Annotated in this window: 21 protein-coding genes; 9 read left to right on the top strand and 12 right to left on the bottom strand. The window is 60.5% G+C overall.

Annotated features, from left to right (window positions below; all coding sequences use genetic code 11):
• Positions 1-9: 9 nt before the first annotated feature.
• The 3 genes from ybeY to miaB are packed head-to-tail and all read right to left on the bottom strand — an operon-like array spanning position 10 to position 2,942.
• A complete protein-coding gene (gene ybeY / locus HKX41_08190) occupies positions 10-510 on the bottom strand; it encodes an rRNA maturation RNase YbeY (protein ID NNC24135.1) in 501 nt (166 codons plus the stop codon).
• On the bottom strand, positions 507-1,550 hold the full coding sequence (locus HKX41_08185; protein ID NNC24134.1) for a PhoH family protein: 1,044 nt from the start codon (positions 1,548-1,550) through the stop codon (positions 507-509). Before HKX41_08185 ends, ybeY begins: the two co-directional genes overlap by 4 nt.
• Complete coding sequence (gene miaB / locus HKX41_08180; protein ID NNC24133.1) at positions 1,551-2,942, bottom strand: tRNA (N6-isopentenyl adenosine(37)-C2)-methylthiotransferase MiaB; 1,392 nt, start codon at positions 2,940-2,942, stop codon at positions 1,551-1,553. It lies immediately after the preceding gene.
• A 178-nt stretch (positions 2,943-3,120) separates the two neighbouring features.
• On the opposite strand from miaB, the gene HKX41_08175 reads away from it, so the two are divergent.
• The 5 genes from HKX41_08175 (at position 3,121) to HKX41_08155 (ending at position 8,643) form a co-directional block, all read left to right on the top strand.
• Positions 3,121-4,146: an aldo/keto reductase gene (locus tag HKX41_08175; GenBank protein NNC24132.1), complete on the top strand. Its 1,026-nt coding sequence runs from the start codon at positions 3,121-3,123 to the stop codon at positions 4,144-4,146.
• Between the two features lie 25 nt (positions 4,147-4,171).
• Positions 4,172-4,852, top strand: a complete 681-nt coding sequence (locus tag HKX41_08170) for a type 1 glutamine amidotransferase domain-containing protein (GenBank protein NNC24131.1) — start codon at positions 4,172-4,174, stop codon at positions 4,850-4,852.
• Positions 4,853-5,123: 271 nt separating this feature from the next.
• Complete coding sequence (locus HKX41_08165; protein ID NNC24130.1) at positions 5,124-6,323, top strand: paraquat-inducible protein A; 1,200 nt, start codon at positions 5,124-5,126, stop codon at positions 6,321-6,323.
• A gap of 7 nt (positions 6,324-6,330) precedes the next feature.
• A complete protein-coding gene (locus HKX41_08160) occupies positions 6,331-8,046 on the top strand; it encodes an MCE family protein (GenBank protein NNC24129.1) in 1,716 nt (571 codons plus the stop codon).
• The gene (locus tag HKX41_08155; protein NNC24128.1) at positions 8,047-8,643 is read left to right on the top strand and encodes a membrane integrity-associated transporter subunit PqiC; all 597 of its coding nucleotides are present in this window, start codon (positions 8,047-8,049) and stop codon (positions 8,641-8,643) included. It begins immediately after the preceding gene.
• Positions 8,644-8,811: 168 nt separating this feature from the next.
• Here the strand turns inward: HKX41_08155 and HKX41_08150 are convergent, their stop codons facing one another.
• The 6 genes from HKX41_08150 to HKX41_08125 all read right to left on the bottom strand — a co-directional run bounded on the left by HKX41_08150 (position 8,812) and on the right by HKX41_08125 (position 13,776).
• Positions 8,812-10,122 carry an arsenic transporter gene (locus HKX41_08150; protein NNC24127.1) on the bottom strand — a complete coding sequence of 437 codons (1,311 nt, stop codon included), beginning with the start codon at positions 10,120-10,122 and terminating at the stop codon, positions 8,812-8,814.
• A gap of 34 nt (positions 10,123-10,156) precedes the next feature.
• Positions 10,157-10,885: an arsenical resistance protein ArsH gene (gene arsH, locus HKX41_08145; protein ID NNC24126.1), complete on the bottom strand. Its 729-nt coding sequence runs from the start codon at positions 10,883-10,885 to the stop codon at positions 10,157-10,159.
• Positions 10,882-11,295 carry an arsenate reductase (glutaredoxin) gene (arsC, locus tag HKX41_08140; protein ID NNC24125.1) on the bottom strand — a complete coding sequence of 138 codons (414 nt, stop codon included), beginning with the start codon at positions 11,293-11,295 and terminating at the stop codon, positions 10,882-10,884. The genes arsH and arsC overlap by 4 nt, the downstream gene beginning before the upstream one ends.
• Before the next feature lie 10 nt (positions 11,296-11,305).
• Entirely contained in the window at positions 11,306-11,653 is a 348-nt protein-coding gene (locus HKX41_08135; GenBank protein NNC24124.1) for a helix-turn-helix transcriptional regulator, read from the bottom strand.
• Between the two features lie 222 nt (positions 11,654-11,875).
• A complete protein-coding gene (gene ssb, locus HKX41_08130; GenBank protein ID NNC24123.1) occupies positions 11,876-12,397 on the bottom strand; it encodes a single-stranded DNA-binding protein in 522 nt (173 codons plus the stop codon).
• 2 nt (positions 12,398-12,399) lie between these two features.
• Positions 12,400-13,776, bottom strand: coding sequence for an MFS transporter (locus tag HKX41_08125; protein ID NNC24122.1), 1,377 nt, complete (start codon positions 13,774-13,776; stop codon positions 12,400-12,402).
• Between the two features lie 134 nt (positions 13,777-13,910).
• Here HKX41_08125 and uvrA point away from each other — a divergent pair, with 134 nt between their 5' ends.
• Entirely contained in the window at positions 13,911-16,763 is a 2,853-nt protein-coding gene (gene uvrA / locus HKX41_08120; GenBank protein ID NNC24121.1) for an excinuclease ABC subunit UvrA, read from the top strand.
• A 41-nt stretch (positions 16,764-16,804) separates the two neighbouring features.
• On the opposite strand, the gene HKX41_08115 is transcribed toward uvrA, so the two are convergent.
• From HKX41_08115 to HKX41_08105, 3 genes are read right to left on the bottom strand one after another with little or no spacing between them, the layout of a single operon-like run.
• Positions 16,805-18,229, bottom strand: a complete 1,425-nt coding sequence (locus HKX41_08115) for a bifunctional 2-methylcitrate dehydratase/aconitate hydratase (protein ID NNC24120.1) — start codon at positions 18,227-18,229, stop codon at positions 16,805-16,807.
• 18 nt (positions 18,230-18,247) lie between these two features.
• A complete protein-coding gene (locus HKX41_08110) occupies positions 18,248-18,652 on the bottom strand; it encodes a hypothetical protein (protein ID NNC24119.1) in 405 nt (134 codons plus the stop codon).
• A gap of 59 nt (positions 18,653-18,711) precedes the next feature.
• A complete protein-coding gene (locus tag HKX41_08105) occupies positions 18,712-19,836 on the bottom strand; it encodes a 2-methylcitrate synthase (GenBank protein NNC24118.1) in 1,125 nt (374 codons plus the stop codon).
• 263 nt (positions 19,837-20,099) lie between these two features.
• On the opposite strand from HKX41_08105, the gene HKX41_08100 reads away from it, so the two are divergent.
• The 3 genes from HKX41_08100 to HKX41_08090 are packed head-to-tail and all read left to right on the top strand — an operon-like array spanning position 20,100 to position 21,997.
• Positions 20,100-20,312, top strand: a complete 213-nt coding sequence (locus HKX41_08100; protein NNC24117.1) for a dodecin domain-containing protein — start codon at positions 20,100-20,102, stop codon at positions 20,310-20,312.
• Complete coding sequence (pdxH, locus tag HKX41_08095) at positions 20,309-20,950, top strand: pyridoxamine 5'-phosphate oxidase (protein ID NNC24116.1); 642 nt, start codon at positions 20,309-20,311, stop codon at positions 20,948-20,950. The genes HKX41_08100 and pdxH overlap by 4 nt, the downstream gene beginning before the upstream one ends.
• Before the next feature lie 36 nt (positions 20,951-20,986).
• Positions 20,987-21,997 (top strand): L,D-transpeptidase family protein, encoded by a 1,011-nt coding sequence (locus HKX41_08090; protein ID NNC24115.1) that lies wholly within the window; start codon positions 20,987-20,989, stop codon positions 21,995-21,997.

Raw genomic sequence — 21,997 nt, 5'->3', positions numbered from 1 at the left:
GGATACATTTTAGTCCGTGCGATCGGCATCGGACGTCGGCGCATACGGATCGCCAATGCCGAAACCAGCTAGCACGCGACGTTCCATGGCTTCCATGGAATCAGCCTCTGCATCGCCGACATGGTCAAAGCCAAGCAGATGCAACGTGCCGTGGACGACCAGATGCAGCAGATGATCGCCGACGGACTTATGTTGCGCGGCAGCTTCTTCCTCCACCACCGGTAGACAGATCACCAGATCGCCCAAAGCCACGAGCCCCGGCACCTGCGCATCGGCTGGAAATGACAGGACGTTGGTCGCGTAATTTTTGCCGCGATAGGCGTTGTTCAACTGCGCCGACGCCGTACGATCCACGAGGCAGAGACTCACCTCGATCTCGTCGCCATCGTCCGCCGATTCCGGCGGATAATCGGCTGCCTCGAGCGCGCAGGCGGCGGCCAACTCCAACCGCGCATGCTCGACCGGCGCCTCAAAATCGAGTTCACTGGTGACAGTTAACGACAGTGTCATGAGCCATTACCACCCGGCGTTGAGGCCTTATCGCCCTCATAAGCCTGCACGATCTTTTGCACCAACGGATGGCGGACGACGTCGCGGGCGGCAAACTCAGTCACACTGATGCCGTCGATATCCCGCAACAAACCCACCGCGTGCGACAAACCCGAGCGCTGGTTGGCCGGTAAATCGACCTGCGTCGTATCACCGGTAACCACGGCCGTCGAGCCTACGCCGATGCGGGTCAAAAACATCTTCATCTGTTCGACGGTCGTGTTCTGGGCTTCGTCGAGGATGATATACGCCTCGTTGAGCGTGCGGCCACGCATATAGGCCAGTGGTGCGATCTCGATGACGTTTTGTTCGATCAAACGCCCCACACGCTCGACGCCGAGCATTTCGTAGAGAGCATCGTAGAGTGGCCGCAGGTAAGGGTCGACCTTCTGGGACAGATCGCCAGGCAAAAACCCCAGCCGCTCACCCGCTTCCACTGCCGGCCGGGCCAACAGCAGACGCTGTACACGGTGCGACTCCAACGCATCGACGGCTGCGGCCACGGCCAGAAAGGTCTTACCGGTGCCGGCCGGGCCGATACCAAAAGCCAGGTCGTTGTTGACCAGTCGCTGCAGATAGGCGCGCTGATTCGGGCCTCGGCCGCGCACCAACCCCTGACGTGTCTTGATGACTACATCCGACGACGCGTCATCGGGACGATCAGAAGCCGCGTCCGGGGCGCTCGATTCTTCGCTGCCGTTACTATTTGTGACCATTTCGATATCACGCTCATTGCCTGCACTGCGCGCGACGACGTGGGCTTTCTCGGGCGAGATTTCGCCATTCGCCGACTGCGCGTAGAGCTCGCTTACACTCGCCACGGCGGCTTCGGCCTCGTCCGGCTGGCCGTCGAACTCAAAGTGGTGGCCGCGATTGTGAATACGCACCTCAAGCGCATGCTCGATTACCCGCAAGTTCTCATCTTGCGGGCCGCACAGGCGCGCCAAGCGGGTGCTATCCGCGGGCTCCAGATCCAGAGTCGGTCGAGTCGTTGATTGCAACTAGCCGCCAACGGCCTCCGCTTCGGTCGACGGCCCAACCTCGGCCGGCTCATGGATTACCAGTCGTCCGCGGAGCGAATTATCCAATGCTTCGGTAACGTCCACGTCGACAAACTGACCAATCAAGCGCGGGTGGGCGTCGAAGTTGACCCATCGGTTGCAATCGGCCCGACCAGCCAACTGGCCATCGCCGCGCTTCGATTCGCGCTCGACCAACACCCGCTGACGCGTACCGACCACTGATCGCATATAGGCCTGATTGAACTCGGCGATACGCGCCTGCAGACGACTCAAACGCTGTCGTTTCACCTCGCGCGATTCGTTGTCAGCCATGTCGGCGGCCGGCGTCCCGGGGCGCGAGCTGTAGACAAACGAAAACGCACTATCGAAGCCAACAGCCTCAACCAAATCCATGGTGGCCTCGAATTCTTCTTCGCCCTCGCCTGGATGGCCCACGATCAGATCGGTCGACAGACTGATATCCGGGCGCACCTCGCGCAGACGCGCAATGCGCTCGCGGAAATGTGCCGCCGTGTAACCACGATTCATCGCCGCCAGCACATCGTCGGACCCAGACTGCACGGGCAAGTGCAGATCATTCGCGAGTTCGGGCACGCGCGCATAAGCGTCGATTAGCGCATCGGAGAACTCCAGCGGGTGGCTGGTGGTGAATCGGATACGCTCAATGCCTTCGATCTCGGCGACATGCTCAACGAGCATGGCCAGATCACACACGCTGCCATCGTGCATCGGGCCGCGATAGCCATTGACGTTCTGACCAAGCAACGTGACCTCTTTGACACCTTGGTCGGCGAGCTCGACGACCTCGAGTATCACATCATCGAACGGGCGCGAGATTTCCTCACCGCGGGTGTAGGGCACCACGCAGAAACTACAGTATTTGGAGCACCCTTCCATGATCGACACGAACGCCGTGGCGCCCTCGGCCGAAGCCGGCGGCACATGGTCGAATTTATCGATCTCGGGGAAGGCCACATCGACTGTACCGGCACCGTTGTCGGCGACGTTATCCAGCATCTGCGGCAAGCGATGCAGAGTTTGCGGGCCAAAGACCATGTCCACCAGCGGCTCGCGCTCGCGGATCGCATGACCTTCCTGGGATGCCACGCAGCCGCCCACGCCGATGACGAGCGCGGGATTTTCTTCCTTCAGGTCCCGCCAGCGCCCGAGTTGCGAAAACACTTTTTCGGCGGCTTTTTCGCGTACTGAACAGGTGTTGAGCAGAATGATGTCCGCGTCTTCAGGGCGCGTCACGCGCGTGGCGCCACGGTCTTTAGCGAGCACGTCGACCATCCGGGCCGAGTCGTACTCGTTCATCTGACAACCCCAGGTCTGCACGAAGACGGACGGGCCGGTCACAGACTCAGGCATGGATGCGGTTGAACTGTGCGTTGATCATGATTTAGCGCTAGTGTAAATGATTACGCCGCCATACTCACGGGCTGGCCAGCCAGCACTTGAATACGGCGCCGCTGCACGCCATTTCCACTATACAGCCGCAGTCGCGGCCAGCGCGCATTTTCAGGTCACGCCACCAAAGAAAACCAGCATGCACTATCGCAACCTCGGCCAAACTGGCCTCAAGGTCTCCGAGCTCTGTCTTGGCACCATGACCTTCGGTACCAGCTTCAAAAACATCGCCGAAGTCGAACAACGCGACGCCGATGAACTGGTCGAGCGCGCGTTGGATGCCGGCGTAAACTTCTTCGACACCGCCGATATGTACTCGCGCGGCGAATCCGAGGTCATTCTCGGCCAGGCGTTCAAGAACCTCGGCGTCGACCGCGACAAAGTCGTTATCGCCACCAAGCTCCGCGCGCCCATGAGCGAGGACGCGGCCTACGGCACCGGTGATGTCAATAACGTCGGACTATCGCGCAAGCACATCATGGCCTCGATCGATGCCAGTCTGAAACGCTTGGATACGGGGTACATCGATCTGTATCAGGCCCACGGCTGGGACCAATCGACGCCGCTGGAAGAAACGCTGAAGGCCTTCGACGACTTGGTGCGTATGGGCAAGGTGCTCTACCCCGGCTGCTCCAACTGGCCGGCGCGCCACATCGCCCGCGCGCTTGCTATCTGCGAGCACCGAGGCTGGGCGTCATTCATCTCGCTGCAAGCCTACTATGCACTGGCCGGTCGCGACCTGGAACATGAGTTGTTGCCGCTGGCGCGCGAGCAGGGCCTCGGTGTGATGCCATGGTCGCCGCTGGCCGGTGGCATGCTGTCGGGGAAATTCCGCCGTGATCAGGCCGGACCGGAAGGCGCGCGACGCACGGATTTCAACTTTCCGCCCGTTGATGAGCGCGTGTTCGATGCTGTCGATGTGCTCGAGGCCGTAGCGAACGAAACTGGCGCCAGCACTCCGCAGATCGCCCTGGCGTGGACACTCGCTCAGCCGGGCGTAACCTCGACCATCATCGGCGCCAACAAACGCACACAGCTGGATGACAATCTCGACGCGGTTAACGTGACGCTGTCCGACGAACAGCTAGCGCGTCTAAACGACGTGACCGCACCGACGCCCCTGTATCCAGCATGGATGGTCGAACGTCAAAACAGCGCTCACTAGATCCAGCCCCAACGAAGGAGCTCCCATGAAAATTCTGATGGTTCTGACATCGCACGCGGACCTAGGCGACACCGGCCACAAAACCGGTTTCTGGCTAGAAGAGTTCGCGGCGCCCTACTATGTCTTCCGCGATGCCGGCGCCGAGGTCACGCTAGCCTCCCCGGCCGGCGGCCAGCCACCGATAGACCCGAACAGTGACACGGACGAGGCTGCCACCGACGATACGCGGCGCTTCAAAGCCGATACCCAGGGCCAACACGCGCTGGCCAACACGACGCCGCTGGCCGAAATTGATCCAGATTCATTCGACGCGGTGTTTTATCCCGGCGGCCACGGCCCACTCTACGATTTGGTCGATGACCGCCACTCGATCGCCCTTATCGAGACCATGTTCAATGCCGGCAAGCCGACTGCGCTCGTCTGCCATGCCCCCGGGGCACTTAAGAATGTCCAAGGTACAGACGGTCAACCGCTGGTCGCTGGCAAGCGCGTTGCCGGCTTTACTGACACCGAGGAGTCGGCCGTCGGATTGGCTGATGTGGTGCCATTTTTGGTGGCGCAGATGCTCATCGAACAGGGCGCTGATTACAGCCAGGGCGCGGACTGGCAGGCCCACGTCGTCGAATCCGGTGCCCTGATTACGGGGCAAAACCCGGCTTCATCGACCCGGACGGCGCTGGTATTGCTGCGACAACTAGACGTTTAACACAGCACGGCCGAGTAACCGGATTCTGGCGCGCTGCCTCAACACGGCTGCCGCCGTTTCCGGCTGACTCGAACACCGGCATCGCCGGCTACTCGGCCGTACTCGCTTTCCTGACGCGGGCCATCTCCCGCAACACCGCCAGGTGACCGCTTAAACACCGTTTTGAACGCCCGCTCGCATGAGCCATCCCCGAGGCGTAAACGGCTTGACAGCGCAAACGGCCGGCTGCGCTAGACTAACGGCATAACTGACGCGCATCGGATTCCCGGTCATGGCGATTGCCTGCGCAGACTGCGGCACCGAACAAAACATTCCAGAAATCCGGGCGCGGACCGTGGCCGAATGCATTCGCTGTGGGCGCGTGCTCGACCGCGCCGATTCGGGGGTCCGGACCGCACTGGCCTGGGTCCTCGCTTTATTCTTCCTGCTGCTTGCGGCCAATGCCGTTCCGATCGGGCAAGTCATGCTCGGCGGCGAAATACGGGTCGGCTACATAAGCTCGGGGGTGGTGGCACTCGGCGACGAAAACTGGCCGATCCTCGCGCTCATGTATGCGCTCTTCGTGATCGTCTTCCCCATCGTTCGCACTGGCAGTCTCGCCCTCGTGCTAACGATGCTGCTCACCCGGCGGCGACCACGCTGGCTTGGTCGCATGTATCGCTACAGTCAAAATCTCCGACTCTGGGCCATGCCTGACGTGCTGGTTCTAGCCGGGCTGGTCATTTTCATGCGAACGCAGGTCCAACTCGGCTCACAAGTACTGGCCGGCGGCTGGTGTCTGGTCGCGGCCGCTTGTCTGAACATGCTTCTGCCGTGGTTGCTCTCCCCTCACCACGTATGGCGCAAAATCATGCCTAACCGCGAGCCACCCACCGATGAAGCCGCGATTAGTTGTGACAGCTGCGATCTTGTCTTGCCGCTTTCCACCGAAGACACGCGCTGTCCGCGCTGCCGACACCGCCTGCATCTGCGCAAACCGGACGCCCTCAGCCGCACCACCGCGCTCGTTTTGGCCGGATACATTTTGTATTTCCCGGCCTACTACTACCCAATGAGCTACTCGATCCAACCCAGTGGCCTACAAGCGCACACCATCATCAGTAGTGTCGAACGGCTTTTTTCGGCGAATTTCTATATTGTCGGGGTCATTATTTTCGTGGCCAGCATCATGATCCCCCTCGTGAAGCTAATCGGTCTCAGTTGGCTGCTGATCAGCGTCAAGTTTCCGAGTACACGCGCGCTGGCGCTGCGTACCCGTTTGCATCGCTACATCCACTATATCGGTCGCTGGTCGAACACCGATCCATTCATCGTGGCACTCATGGCACCCATGATATCGTTCAGTGGCTTAGCCGACGTCCACGTGGGGCGCGCCGCACTGCCGTTCGCGCTCGTCGTGATTATTACCATGCTGGCGTCGCGATGTTTTGACGCGCGTCTAATGTGGGACGCTGCCTACGCGCATCTTTGATTGTTTAGTGGAACAAACAAACAACAACAGCCGCCTCGAGGGCGCCGAAACCGGACCGGCGACGGCACGCATCCGTCGCACGCCCTGGCGTGGCTGGCTGATGGCTGTGCCACTCGCAGCGATGATCCTGGTCGCCTATCTGGTCGTGCGCACCTGGGTGTTCGCTGGCCCGACCGTAACCGTCACCTTTCCACACAGCGCCGGCATTAGCGCGCCCGGGACAGTTGTTAAATACAAAGGCATGCGAGTAGGCCATGTCACCAGCGTCGATCTGGTCGACGACTTGCGCAAAGTGCAGGCAACGCTTCAGCTACGGGGCTCGGTAGCCGATGCCGTCAACGATGGGACCAAATTCTGGATTGTGTCGCCCAGTCTTTTGAACGGCGACATACAGTCGCTCGTCAGCGGTCCTTATATCGCGATGCGCCCCGGCAAAGGCGCGGACCGGGAGCATTTCAAGGGTCGCCTGCACCCGCCCCGTCGTCCCGACCAAGTCTCGGGGCGAATCGTGACGCTGACCACAGCGGATAAAGGGCTACTGGGGCGCGGTTCGCTGGTCCTTTATCACGGCATCCAGGCCGGGCGCATTCTGACTACGGATTATGACGCCAATAAAGACCGCGTCGAAATCCGTGCGCTAATCAAACAACCGTTTGCCAAAAAACTCACCGACAGCTCCCGTTTCTGGCGCGCCGGCGGATTCAATATCGGAACCGGCTCGGATGCTGTCAACATCAAGACACCACGCCCCCAAGCCTTGGTTTCCGGCGCGATCGCGTTCGGCAACGTCGCACAATCACAGCCGCAAAACGGCCATACGGGCGGCGACAAGAAAACCGCTGATCGGTACCCGCTCTACGATGGACAAACGGCGGCACGGTCGGCGCTCGCGGGCCCGAATCGGCGCTTCTCACTGACACCAACCAACGGCCTAGACGGTATTTCGACGGGTGCACCGGTGACACTCGAAGGTCAGAAGATAGGCCGTGTTAGCGCTGTCCGAATGCGCTACGACCCTTCATCGAAACGTATTCAGACCGGACTGGATGTAACGATCTACGCACGTGCGCTCGGCATCGGTGGCCAGACCAGCAATAACGAACAGGCAACAGCGAAAAACAACGCCACCGCCCGGCTCGTTAATGCGTTGAGCCAGCTGGTCTCCAACGGACTGCGTGCCAAAATCTCAGCCAATATTCCAGTGGTCGGTGGCAAGCACATCGAGTTGGCAATGGTCGGGCAGAAAGACGCCCAGGGTCTCGACCATACGCAGGATCCGCCTGCCATACCGATGGTCGCCGGTGGCGGCATCGGCGACATAATGGACAAGATCGGCGATATCGCCAGCAAGCTCGACGCCGTGCCTATCGCCCGCATCGGTCAAAACGTGGCCAAAACGACCGAAAACGCGCAACAGATCGCAAGTTCTCCCCAAATCCGCCAGGCACTGTCGAACTTGAACCATAGCCTGGCCAACGTTGAAGACGTTACGGCGAACGCCAACGGACAGATCAAACCGACGCTGGAAAGTTTACGTGAAGCGGCGGCGGAGGCCGACAATACACTGCGACAGATCAAGCAGGTGACAGGCGGCCCCGCGAGCAATCAGGCCAACGTGCAGCAACTGGTCGGCGAAGTGACACGTACTTCGCGCTCGATTCGAGCACTCACGAGTTACCTCCAACAACATCCGGACGCGCTGCTCCGTGGACGGGGGCAATAAATGCACTTGTATCGCCAGCTCATACGCCCGGCGCTAATCGTCTCGGGCACATTGCTGCTCGCCGGCTGTGCCGGCAGCCCGCCCACGCAGTTCATCGCACTCAACGTTACGTCGTCGTCCGGCCCGACCACCGACATCGGCCAACCAGCGCTGGCGCTCGGGCATGTCGAGCTTGCTAGTGCACTGGATCGACCGTATCTGGTCCGCGAGACCGGCGCCAATACGCGCAAGGTAAGCACGACCGCACGCTGGATCGCCCCGCTCGACCAGCAAGTTCACCAAACCCTGGGCCGCGATCTGGCCAATCGGCTCGGTTCGAAACAATACGCGGGCACCGTCTCGAGCTCGGATACCGAGCGCATTTTGAGCGTGTCGATCGATCGCTTTATAGCGGACGCAAATAACGTCGTCCACCTGACGGCCGATTGGCATGTGGGCGCTGCCGATGCAGAACGCCGACGTTCAGGGCATGCGCAACTAACGATCAAGGCCGAGTCCCACACGCCCGGCAACATCGCCGCCGCCATGAGTCACGCACTCGGGCAACTGAGCACGCGCATCGTCGCCATGCTCCAACGTAAGCCGGCAAACGGCTAGGCGCGAACTGAGCCAGAGCCAGTCGCCGGCGGTTTCCATGACCTTGACGGCCCGCTGCGCCACGGGTGCAGGCTGTCTAGGCCATGGTGGCACGCGGCGACACCAGGCCACAGTTATGTTCATGACGCGCTTGGCCGTAAGACTTCGGTTGAGCGCGTTAAAACCGGCTCATCCGGATGTGATCAATGGCAGCCAAAGTGCTAGCGCGATCAGGCTTGCCAGCAGCACCGGTGGCGTCAGGATAAGACCGATTTTCATGTACTGCCCCCAGCCAATGCGATATCCCTTGCCGGCCAGTACATGCAGCCACATCAGTGTCGCCAGGCTGCCGATCGGCGTGAATTTCGGGCCGAGATCGTTGCCGATGACGTTGGCATAAATCATCAGCTCGTGGATTAATTCGGGCCCTTGCGTCTGCTTGATCGCCAGTGCGCCAACAAGCGTGGACGGCATGTTGTTCATAATCGAAGCAACAAATGCCGACAAGAAACCAGTGCCAAGCGTGGCCACAATCACACCCTGTTGACCGAGCCAATCAAGCACCACGGCACCATAGTGCGTCAGTCCGGCTTGGCCCAAGCCGTAGACCACCAGATACATGCCGAGCGAGAAAAGCACGATCTGCCAGGGCGCACCGCGAATCACTGGGCCGAGCGATATGGTCGTACCGCGACCGCCACGCCACCAGCGACCAGCAATGCCTGTCAGAACGAAGGCGCCGGCACCAGTGACAACGCAAAACGGCACGTGCCATCGCGCCAGCACAAAATAGGCAACCAGCAGAACAACCAGCACGGGCAGCGCCGCCCGAAACACGTACGGATCCACGATTGCGGTGGTCGGCTGATCGAGTGCGTCCACCGCATAACGCCGCGGTATCTTACGGCCGAAAGCCAGCCAGACGACTGTCAGCGTGGCGATAATTGAGACTAGGTCGACCGGCACCATAACCGTGGCGTAACGGTCGAACGACACCTCGAAGAAGTTAGCACTGACGATGTTGACCAAGTTCGAGATCACCAACGGCAGGCTTGCTGTATCGGCGATAAAGCCAGTGGCGATGATAAAGGCCAATGACGCCGCAGCGGAAAACTCCAGCCGCACCAGGATCGCGATGACAATCGGCGTGAGCAGCAAGGCTGCGCCGTCGTTGGCGAAAAAAGCGGCGATCACCGCACCCAGCAAAACGATCAGTGGAAATAGGACATGCCCACGTCCGTTGCCCCAACGCGCGATATGCAGCGCAGCCCACGCAAAAAACCCCGCCTCGTCGAGAATCAGCGAGATGATGATCAGTGCGACGAAAGTAAACGTGGCATCCCAGACGATGTGCCAGACCACGACAACATCGGCCGGCTGCACGACACCGGTAGCCAACGCGACAGCCGCGCCGCCCAATGCGCTCCATCCGATACCCACACGCTTCGGCTGCCAGATAACGAGCACGAGCGTGACGATGAAAATGACCAGCGCTAGCATGTCCGTCGTTCAGGCTTCTGGTGGTGGGACGCTTTTAGTGCGCGGCCTGATTAACACGCCGCGAGGTTTGTTCAGCGCTTTCGACGCGCTCGGAGTAACGGCTGGTCAGATAATCGCCCCGCTCACGTATCAGCCAGGTGAATTTCACGAGCTCCTCGCAGACGTCGACCACGCGCCGATACAGCGCTGAGTCTTTCATGCGGCCATTATCGTCGAATTCACCAAATGCCTTGGGAACCGACGACTGATTCGGAATCGTGACCATGCGCATCCAGCGGCCCAACACACGCAACTGATTGACTGCATTGAAACTCTGACTACCGCCGGAGACCTCCATCACTGCCAGCGTTTTGCCCTGGGTTGGCCGCACGCCACCCAGCGATAACGGAATCCAGTCGATTTGCGACTTCATGACGCCAGTCATCGCACCGTGGCGTTCCGGACTAATCCACACCATGCCCTCCGACCAGGTCGCCAGATCGCGCAGTGCCTGCACACGTGGATGATCGGCCTCGGCATTGTCGGGTAGCGGCAAACCGGCCGGATCGAAGAATCGCACCTCGCAGCCGAACCAGCGCAGCAATCGGCCAACTTCCTGCGAGAGAAAGCGCGAATAGGAGTGCGACCGCAACGAACCATAGAGGATAAGAATGCGAGGCGCATGCCGTGGACTGTCCGCACCAGCCAGTGCGTCAACATCGACGGGATCGAGCGCATCCGGGTCGATATTCGGCAGATCGTGCCGAACTAAGTCATCGTTCATGTCGCGTCCTGTGCGTACGTGATGACTTCACCGTCTTCCTTGATAAAACGATCGCCGGGATTATCCAGTAGCGCTAGCACCCGTTCGGACGGTCGGCAAAGCCGCACGCCCCGGTCAGTTACCACGATCGGCCGATTAATCAGGATCGGATGTGCCAGCATGGCATCGATCAGTTGCGCGTCGCTTAACCCCGGTTCGTCCAAACCCAATTCATCATAGGGCGCGCCCTTGCGGCGCAACAGTTCACGCGGCGACATGCCCATTTGCTCGAGTAACCAGCACAGCTGATCCCGCGATGGTGGATCCTCGACATAGTCAACGACCGCGGGCGTTTCACCGGCTGCTTCGATCATGGCCAGCGTATTACGCGACGTGCTGCAGTTCAGGTTGTGATAAATCAGCGGGTGCATGCATCAGCCCTCATTGATCAGGCGGCGGTGTGCAATCAGCCAACGAATCCAGCAACGGCTGGCAAACTTCTGGTCGCCCGCCGCAACAATCGCGCACGAGAAACTGCACGGTTTCCTGTACGTGCGCGAGGTTGGCGCGATAAATAATCGAGCGGCTATGACGCTGGGATAAAGTCAGACCGGCCCGCGTCAATGCCGCCAAGTGCACGGACATGGTGTTGTGCGGCACTTCCAGTAAACGCGCGACTTCACCCGCCGGCAAGCCATCCGGCTCGTAGCGTACGAGCAGGCGGAAAGCCGCGAACCGCGTGTCCTGTGCGAGTGCTGAAAAGCACTCGATTGCCTGCTTCGAGTCCATATGTCTAATAATACTGACATATTAAACCAACCACAAACCGACGCGCCAGCGTTCTTGTCATGTCACATATCAGGGTTTCTCAACCCGCGCACACCGGGAACTGACACAGCTCGCAACACAACGATAATCGGCCGCAATATCAGTGCCGCCGTCAGCTCATCGGCGCTGACTCAACCACCTGCGCCCGCAACGAATGGGCAGCTCGCCCATCGTGATCGACCGTTAAAACGGAATATCGTCGTCCAGATCGTCATCAAAGCCAGTATCGACCGGCTGTTGCCCCGATTGCTGTTGCTGCTGCGGCTGCGGCTGCGGCTGCGGCTGATTACCAGCTGGCTGGCGGTTTTGTTGCTGCTGGCCGCCACCCTGGCCGCCACCCATGGGCGCGCTGCCGCCGCCACCACCGCGCGAATCGAGCATTTGCATGTCATTGCCCACGATTTCGGTGGTATAGCGGTCCTGGCCATCCTGGCCCTGCCACTTGCGGGTCTGAAGCCGGCCCTCGATATAGACCTTGCTGCCCTTTCGTAGGTATTCGCCGGCGATCTCACCCAGCCGACCGAAAAACACAATCCGGTGCCACTCGGTGCGCTCTTGCGTCTCGCCCGAGTTTCGGTCGCGCCAGCTATCCGTGGTCGCGACACTGGCGTTGGTTACCGCACTACCACTGGCGGTATAACGCGTTTCCGGATCGGCGCCAAGATTGCCGATGATGATTGCCTTGTTGACACCTCGAGTGGCCATGATCAGGACTCCCCTGCGTGGGCTTGCGCGGCTGCGAACTGATCCAAATGATCAGCGCTGGTCAGCTTACCGTCAAATTTAATATATGCCACGCGGTCGGCCGACACCACGCTGGCTTCGAAAACGCCCGCTTCGGCCTCGATACGCCGGGCGAGCGCGTTGGCTTCGTCGTCATCCAAAGCACCCACCGCCAGCAGATGCGTGCGCGCGAACCGCGGCTGCGGCATGGTTGCCGCGACCCCGAGCCAGACCACAGCAATGGCACTGCCTACCCAGAACACGCCGGAGACACCATCGGCACCATATGCCCAGCCACCCAGCATACCGCCAGCGAATATGCCGAAAAACTGCGCGCTGGAATAAACGCCCATCGCCGTGCCCTTGCCATCGGCCGGTGCGGCCTTGGAAATAAGCGACGGCAAACTCGCTTCCATGACATTGAAAGCAGCGAAGAACAGCGTCAGCAATACCACTAATTCAAGCCAGCTATTGTGATACGCGGCCAACACCACCTGGGTGACCAACAAAAGCGCGACCGAACCAATGAATACTGGCTTCATCAGCCGTTTGGCCTCAGCCAGAATGACCGCCGGGATCATGACGACGAATGAGACCGCGAGCACTGGCAGATAGACCATCCACTCCTGGCGCTCGCCAATATCGAGCGTCCCGCGCAACAACTCGGGCAGCGCGATGAAGCTGGCCGCCAGCATGGCGTGTAAGGCGAAGATGCCGAAATCGAAGCGCCGCAGTTCAGGATCGCCAAGCACGGTCCAAAACATGGCCGGCACGGCTTGTGTGTCGCGGTGGGAATACGCGGCGGCCGGCTCGGGCGTCACCTTATACAACACCGGCACACCGGCCAGGGCCAGAACCGCGGTGAAGCCGAAAATGCCGGGCACACCGATCCAGCCGTTCAATAGCGGCCCCAACACCAGCGCGATCGCGAACGCGAGCCCGATCGTCATGCCGATAATCGCCATCGACTTGTTGCGATTTTCCTCCAGTGTCAGGTCCGCATTGAGCGCCAGAATGACAGAACTGACCGCGCCCCCGCCCTGGAGCAGACGTCCCGCGATCACGCCCCAAATCGAGTCTGATAGCGCGGCAACGACGCTGCCAACGGCAAAAATCAACAAGCCGATCGCAATCATCTTTTTGCGGCCAACACGATCCGACGCCAAACCGAACGGGATTTGGAACACGGCCTGCGCCAGGCCATAGGCGCCCAATGCGAGCCCGATGGTGATTGGCGTTGCCCCGACGAGATGTTGCTGCGCAAAGATCGTGAACACCGGGTAGATCATGAACAGACCTAGCATGCGCAGCGAAAAAATGCCGGCCAGCGAATAGGCCGCGCGGAACTCGGTCGAATTCATGGGGTTGCCGCTCGCATTTGCGGTATTGTCTGGACGCTGACAGCAACGCGATAGCTTAGCATGCGGGGCCACTCATCCAGTACGCGACGCAACACGTATACTGGACAACTTATCGTTGCGAGACCGACTCCGCTATGGACAGCATCCGCATCCGCGGCGCACGCACCCACAATCTAGCCAACGTCGACGTCGACCTGCCGCGTGACCGGCTGATCGTAATGACGGGCTTATCCGGCTCCGGCAAATCAAGCCTTGCTTTCGACACGATCTACGCCGAAGGTCAGCGGCGTTACGTCGAATCCCTATCGGCGTACGCGCGCCAGTTTCTGTCGATGATGGAAAAGCCAGATCTAGACTCGATCGAGGGTCTATCACCGGCGATCTCCATCGAACAAAAATCGACCTCGCATAATCCGCGTTCAACGGTAGGCACCGTCACCGAGATCCACGACTACCTCCGGCTACTGTTTGCCCGGGTTGGCACGCCGCACTGCCCGACACACGGCGAACCATTAACCGCCCAAAGCGTATCGGAAATGGTCGACCAAACCCTGGCCGGCGACTCCGAAACCGCGGTCATGCTGCTGGCGCCCGTCATTCGAGGCCGTAAAGGCGAGCACCGCGAAATCTTCCAGCAGATGCGCAGCCAAGGCTTTATCCGCATGCGCATCGACGGCGAAGTGGTCGAGCTCGACGAGGGCGTGCCCGAGCTCGATCCCAAAAAGACCCACAACCTCGAAGTCGTCGTCGATCGTTTCAAAATCCGCGAGGGACTCGAACAACGGCTAGCCGAGAGTTTCGAAACCGCTTTGCGCCTCTCGGAGGGCACCGCCTGGACGATGTCGTGGCGTGGCGACGGGCCGACACAGGTTTTTTCCTCGCAGTTTGCCTGCCCACGATGCGGCTTCTCGATCGAGGAAATGGAACCGCGATTTTTCTCCTTCAACTCGCCACACGGCGCCTGCCCGGACTGCGACGGTCTGGGCTCTCAGTCGGTGTTCGATGAAGATCGCGTGGTCATCGATGCGAACCTCTCGCTAGCTGGCGGCGCGGTGCGTGGCTGGGACCGGCGCAACCCCTATTTCTTCGGCCTGATCGAATCGCTGGCCGATGCGTACGATTTCGACGTCGACCAGCCGTGGCGCGAATTGCCACAACAAGCCCGAGACATCATCCTGCACGGCTCGGGCGGCAACAAAATCGAGTTCCGTTACATCAACGCTCGCGGCCGGACGCGCGTTCGCAAGCACGCGTTCGAAGGCGTGCTGAACAACATGCAGCGGCGCTACGCCGAAACCGAGTCGTTCGCGGTGCGTGAAGAACTGGCGAAATATCTGTCGTCGAAACCCTGCCCCACCTGCGGTGGTGCCCGCCTGAACGAAGCGGCCCGCCACGTTCGCGTGGCCGGCACTACCATCGGCCAGGTCAATGCCGAGAGTATCGCTGGCGCCCAAACGCTGATCGAATCACTGGCCATTCCAGGCCACCGCGCCGAAATCGCGGCACCCATCATCCGCGAAATCGACCAGCGCTTACGATTTCTGCTCGACGTCGGCCTGAACTATCTGACCCTGTCACGCGCCGCCGAAACCTTGTCCGGCGGCGAGGCTCAACGCATCCGGCTGGCCAGCCAGATTGGCGCCGGCCTGGTGGGCGTGATGTACGTTCTCGACGAACCATCGATCGGCCTCCACCAGCGCGATAATCGGCGCCTGCTGAACACCCTTGAGCACCTGCGCAATCTCGGCAATACAGTGATCGTGGTCGAACACGACGAGGATGCCATTCGCGAAGCCGACCACGTACTGGATCTCGGCCCCGGCGCCGGCGACCACGGCGGCCACGTCATCGCTGAAGGCACCGCCGAGCAGGTCGCCGCCAACCAGGATTCACTAACCGGTGCCTATTTATCCGCGCGCGAGGTTATCGCCATACCCCAGGCACGCCAGCCTTTCGATGCCGAGCGTCCCATCACCATCCGCGGCGCGCGCGGCAACAACTTAAAGAATGCCAACGCGAGCCTCTCGATGGGGCAGCTGACCTGCGTGACCGGCGTTTCCGGCTCGGGTAAGTCCACCCTGATCAACGAAACGCTTTTTCCAGCCGCCGCACGCCAGGTCAACCGAACCGTCGCGCGCAGCGCCCCCGTCACCGCGATCGACGGCCTCGAGCACCTGGACAAAGTCATCGACATCAACCAAGCGCCGATCGGCCGCACACCACGCTCCAACCCGGCAACCTACACCGGGCTGTTCGACACCATTCGCGACCTTTTCGCCAACACGCCGGAAGCCCGGGCTCGGGGCTACAAACCCGGACGGTTTTCCTTCAACGTCAAAGGCGGGCGCTGCGAAACCTGCCAAGGCGACGGCGTGATCAAGGTCGAGATGCACTTCCTGCCTGATGTTTATGTCACCTGCGACACTTGCCGCGGGGCGCGTTACAACCGTGAAACGCTGGAAGTCCACTACAAAGGCAAGACCATCGCCGATGTGCTGGATATGCGCGTGGAAGCCGCGCTGGATTTCTTTTCGCCCGTGCCGAGCTTAAAACGCAAGCTGGAAACGTTGATGGATGTCGGCCTGTCCTACGTCAAACTCGGCCAGAACGCGACCACGCTGTCCGGTGGCGAGGCCCAGCGCATCAAACTCGCGCGTGAATTATCCAAGCGCAACACCGGTAACACCTTATACTTATTGGACGAGCCAACCACCGGCCTACACTTCCACGACATCAAGCAACTGCTCGGCGTGCTACTACGCCTCCGGGAAGCGGGCAACGCAGTGGTCGTCATCGAACACAACATTGATGTCATCAAAACGGCCGACTGGGTTATCGATCTCGGTCCGGAAGGCGGTGATGGGGGCGGTGAGGTCATCGCCACCGGCACCCCCGAAGACGTCGCCGACATCGAGGCGTCACACACCGGGCGTTTTCTGAAACCGCTTTTGGGTGCCGCCGAACCGGCACGCGAGACGGGAACTTAGCGCGGGCTCACATACAAAACCCGGTTCGTCGCGCTGACGGTTTAACGCACAAGTCGATCGGTGAATGTATCGACGGCGGCTGTCTCGACGCTTGTCGCGTCGGCCAGCACCGCATGCACCGATGCGGCCGCCTGCGGCGAAAGCGCACCGGCGACATGGCGCGCAAACTTCTTTTCGAGCACCGGCATGCCCTCATGGCGGCGGCGGCGATGGCCAATCGGGTAATCGATACAGATCCGGTCACTGGCGGTTCCATCACCAAACCACACTTGCACCGCGTTGCCGATGGCGCGCTTGTCTTCTTCTAAATACTCGCGGGTCAAACGCTCGTTTTCGACCACTTTCATCCGATCGCGCAACGCGTCAATGCGCGGGTCGGCGGCAACGTCGGCTTCATAGTCGTCCGCCGTCAGTCGCCCGAAAATCAGCGCCACGGCCACCATATACTGGATACAGTGGTCGCGGTCGGCGGGATTGGTCAGCGCGCCGGTCTTATTGATGATGCGCTTGCCCGATGCCTGGGTTTCGATAACCACACGGTCGATATCGGCCAGATGGCCATGCACAGCCGGATGCAACTCGAGCGCGGCTTCGACAGCGGTTTGGCCGTGGAATTCGGCGGGAAAATTGAGCTTAAAGAGCACGTTTTCCATCACGTAACTCCCAAGCTCGCGTGTCAGCGTGATCTCGCGGCCACCAAACAGCACATCCTGGAACCCCCACTCCGGCGCCGTCAGTGCTGACGCAATGCCGAGTTCGCCGCGCGTCGCCATGAGCGCGAGCCAAACACCGCGCGCCGTTGCATCCCCGGCCGCCCACGATTTGCGAGGACCCGCATTCGGCGCGTGGCGATAGGTCCGCAGGCAGCCGCCGTCGGCAAACGCATGGCTAAGCGCACGACAAACAGCGTCGCGATCGCCCCCTAACATCGGCGTAACAACCGCAGCCGTGGCGACTCGCACCAGTAGCACATGATCGAGCCCGGCGCGGTTGAAGCTGTTGCCAAGCGCGAGCACGCCCTGGATCTCGTGGGCCTTGATCATGGCCGTGAGAACATCGCCCAGCATCAACGGAGCCTCGCCGCGGTCGGCGTTACGGCGTGACATGTAATCGGCCACAGCCAGGATGCCGCCGACATTATCCGACGGATGCCCCCACTCGGCCGCCAGCCATGTGTCGTTATAATCCAGCCAGCGGATCATCGCTCCGATATTGAAGGCGGCCGTGACCGGATCGAGTTGATAAGCCGTGCCGGGTACGCGGGCACCGCCGTCCATGCCGGCACCGTCGACCACCGGGCCGAGCACTCGCCGACAAGCCGGATAATCCAGCGCGAGCAGCCCGCAGCCGAGCGTGTCCATCAGACAATGACGCGCGGTTTCACGGGCCACGGATGAGTCGACCACGCCGTTACAGACGTAGTCGGCAATGTTTTCAATGACGGCGTCGAAACCAGCCTGAGCCATGGCAGAACCTAGCGACGATTAAGGCATGGCCGAGCCAAACAGTGGCAAGAAAAACAGCACCACGGTGCAAAGCGTCGCCGCGAACCAAACCGTGCTGCGAAGCGATGCGCGATCGGATATATAGCACCATCCATAGAGCAGGCGCAGCAGCACAAACAATACGGCCAGGACATTCATCGCGACCGCCGGCGCCCCGGCGATCGCCGCGATGATCACCCCAGCAGCAAACGGCGGGAACGCCTCGAAACCGTTCTGCTGGGCGCACCAGGCGCGACGCTGAGCACCTTCGGTGCGCTCCAACCAGGCGCGCGGGTCGTGGTTGGCCTGCGGGCCGAGCTTACGCTGGCCGGCAAACTTGGCGTAGCCAACAAAACCGATCGGCATGACGGCTGCAATCAGCACGCACCAGTAGGCAATCAACATCGGCAATCCTCGTGTGTCACATTCCCCGACGTTCGGATGATACGCCGGAACAGCTTGGTCTACGAGCGCTCGTCGAGCGCGACGAATGTCTGCAGCGGCGGGCCGACATAGTCGGCGCTCGGCCGTATCAGGCGGTTATCGGCACGCTGCTCGACGATGTGGGCGATCCAACCGGTCAGCCGCGACATCACGAAGATCGGCGTGAACAGATCGGTCGGGATGCCGAGAAAGCGATAAGCGCTCGCGTGGAAGAAATCGGCGTTGGGAAACAGCGCTTTGTCGCGCCACATGACCTCGGCGATACGCTTGGAAATGTCATAAACATTGGCACGGCCCGGATCGTCGCCGGCCAGCCGCTGCGCCCAAGCCTCGATGATCGCACTACGCGGATCCGACTCACGATAGACCCGGTGCCCAAAGCCCATGATTCGCTGTTTTGCAGCCAACCTCTCACGCACGCCACGTTCGGCGTCATCCGCGTCGGCGAAGCGGTCGATCAAAGCCATCGCTTGTTCATTGGCACCGCCGTGAAGCGGGCCACTCAAGGCACCAATTGCACCGGTGATTGCCGCAAAACAATCAGCCTGCGTCGCGGTGATGACGCGCGCAGTGAATGTGGAGGCATTGAACTCGTGCTCGGCATAGAGGATCAACGACGCGGCCAACGCGCCTTCGGCATCGGCCTCGGGGGCAGCGCCATGCAGCAAGTGAAGGAACTGGCCGGCGATGGTGTCATCGTCGGTTTCGACTTCGATCCGCTGTCCGCCACGCGCGTAGTGGTGCCAGTACATCAGCATCGACGGCATCATCGCCAATAGCCGCTCGCCGACTGTGGCCGCCTCCAACGCTTCGTCCTGCTCGCTCATCAGCGTTCCGAGCATGGACACACCGGTACGTAGCACGTCCATCGGCGCCGCATCGGCCGGGATCGCTTCCAGCACACGCACCAGTTGCGGCGGCAGAGATCGGTATTCAGCGAGCCGCGCATGAAACGCGGTCAATTCGCCAGCGCCAGGCAGTTGACCATGGATCAACAGATGCGCGACTTCCTCGAACGATGCCCCAGCGGACAAGTCCGCGATCGCGTAGCCACGATACGTCAGCCCCGCACTCTCGCCACCCACTGTCGATATAGCTGTTTGGCCGGCAGTGACGCCGGCGAGGCCGGCTGTATTATCAGACATGACTCACCTCCTCGAAAATCAAGTCTCGGCGCCGATCGCAACCGCCGTGCGACCGACGTGTTCACCCGCGATCAGGGCGTCATCCCGCGCATTCTCACCAACAACTCGGCGTGCCTTCATCGCTCGCGCCTTCAGTCTGCTTGGCGTCCAGACCAAGCAGCATACCGTGCCAACGCTTTCCGATTCACACCCGATATTTGAGGCCATCCCGCGAGCCGTATAGGCTTGACCACTAACCAACGCCAATCCAGATGGCCGACACCATGAGCGACAACGTCTATAAAACTGTGGAATTGACTGGTTCGTCGGAAACCAGTCAAGAAGATGCGGTGCGTAAGGCGATCCACGAGGCGAGCCGATCCATCGCGAATCTGCGGTGGTTCGAAGTCACCGACGTGCGCGGGCATATCGTCGACAACGAAATCGGCCATTGGCAGGTTAGCGTCAAAGTCGGCTTCACTATCGATAACCAGTGAACGATCAACCTAGCGCTTGGCGCGGCGACTTTGACCGCAGCGATCTGAGCGAGGCCAACGCGCCGGCTAATCCGCTGGCGCTGTTTAGCGACTGGTTCGAGGCCGCGCAAGAGTCTGCCATGAAGGAGCCAAGCGCGATGACGCTTGCTACTGTCGACCCGGATGGCGCGCCCAGCGCACGGATCGTCCTGCTCAGAGGCTACGACGACAAAGGATTTCGCTTCTACACCAACTATTCAAGCGCCAAGGGCGTGGCACTCGACAGTGACCCCCGGGCCGCACTCGTATTCTGGTGGGAAGCTTGTGAGCGCCAAGTGCGGGTCGCCGGATCGGTCGAAAAACTGCCCACGAAAGATTCCAACGCCTACTTCGATCGGCGTCCGCGCGGCAGCCAGATCAGTGCTTTGGCTTCGCCCCAAAGCCAAGTCGTAACCGACCGCGGAGCGCTCGAATCCCACGCGGAGGCATTGGCAACCGAGCTCGGTGAACAAGCACCCGAGCGACCGGATCACTGGGGCGGCTATAATCTTGCGCCAGCTTCCATCGAGTTCTGGCAAGCCCGCAAGAACCGGCTGCACGACCGTCTCCGTTATCGACGCGAATCGCACGGGTGGCGGCTGGAACGACTGGCACCTTGACAACGCACATCGAACGTTTCAACGAGATCAAAAAATATGGCACGCCTCATCGCTATCACGTTCATGATCAGCATTCCGGCTCTCTGGTTGAGTGCCGCTCAGGCGGCGATTTATGAGCTACCGGGTGACGGCGTCACCGTGGTCGGCAAAATCCAACACACCAAAACCGGGGACTCGGATACATTCGTGGCCCTGTCGCGAAAATACGACCTCGGCTACCGGGAATTAGAGCACGCCAACCCGGATGTCGACCCTTGGCTGCCCGGCGACGGCACCCCCATCACGCTACCGACCCGCTATGTGCTGCCGAACGCCCCCCACAAGGGCATTGTCATCAATCTGTCCGAAATGCGGCTCTACTACTATCCGCCTAAAGGCAGCAAAAATGCTGGCAAGGTCGTGACGATGCCGCTCGGCATCGGCCGCAAGGGCTGGCAGACGCCGCTGGGCAAAACCCACGTCTCCAACAAGATTCGCAAACCATCCTGGACGGTGCCCGAATCCATTCGCAAAGAACATAAAGAAGACGGTGACCCACTGCCGAAAGTGGTACCCGCGGGACCGGACAACCCACTGGGCCAGTACGCATTACAACTCGCCTTACCAGGCTATCTGATACACGGCACCAACAAGCCACGTGGCATCGGTATGCAAGTCTCCCACGGCTGTATCCGGCTATACCCGGAAGACATCGAAAATCTGTTCGCGATGCTCGGTTCCAGAACGCCAGTACATATCGTTGACCAGCCCTACAAAGTAGGCTGGAACGGCCAGCAACTCGTGATGTCAGCCCATCCGCCGGCTCAAGAAAAAAAATCAGGCAAACAAAACTACGCCTCCTGGACCAAGACCATCGTTACCGCCTCAAACGAGCATGAGCACACCAACATCAACTGGGAGCGTGCGCAGTCGGTCGCCAGTAAGGCAAACGGCATACCCCAACCAATTACGGACCTTGGCAACGACGCCTCATCCGAGGCCAGCCATAATTCAAATGCCGACGAACAAAAAACAGAATCTGCTTCGGAGGCTAAAAACCACTCCTGA

The organism is Salifodinibacter halophilus, from assembly GCA_012999515.1.
GTDB lineage: Bacteria > Pseudomonadota > Gammaproteobacteria > Nevskiales > Salinisphaeraceae > Salifodinibacter > Salifodinibacter halophilus.
This window is presented reverse-complemented; position numbering and strand designations above follow the sequence as displayed.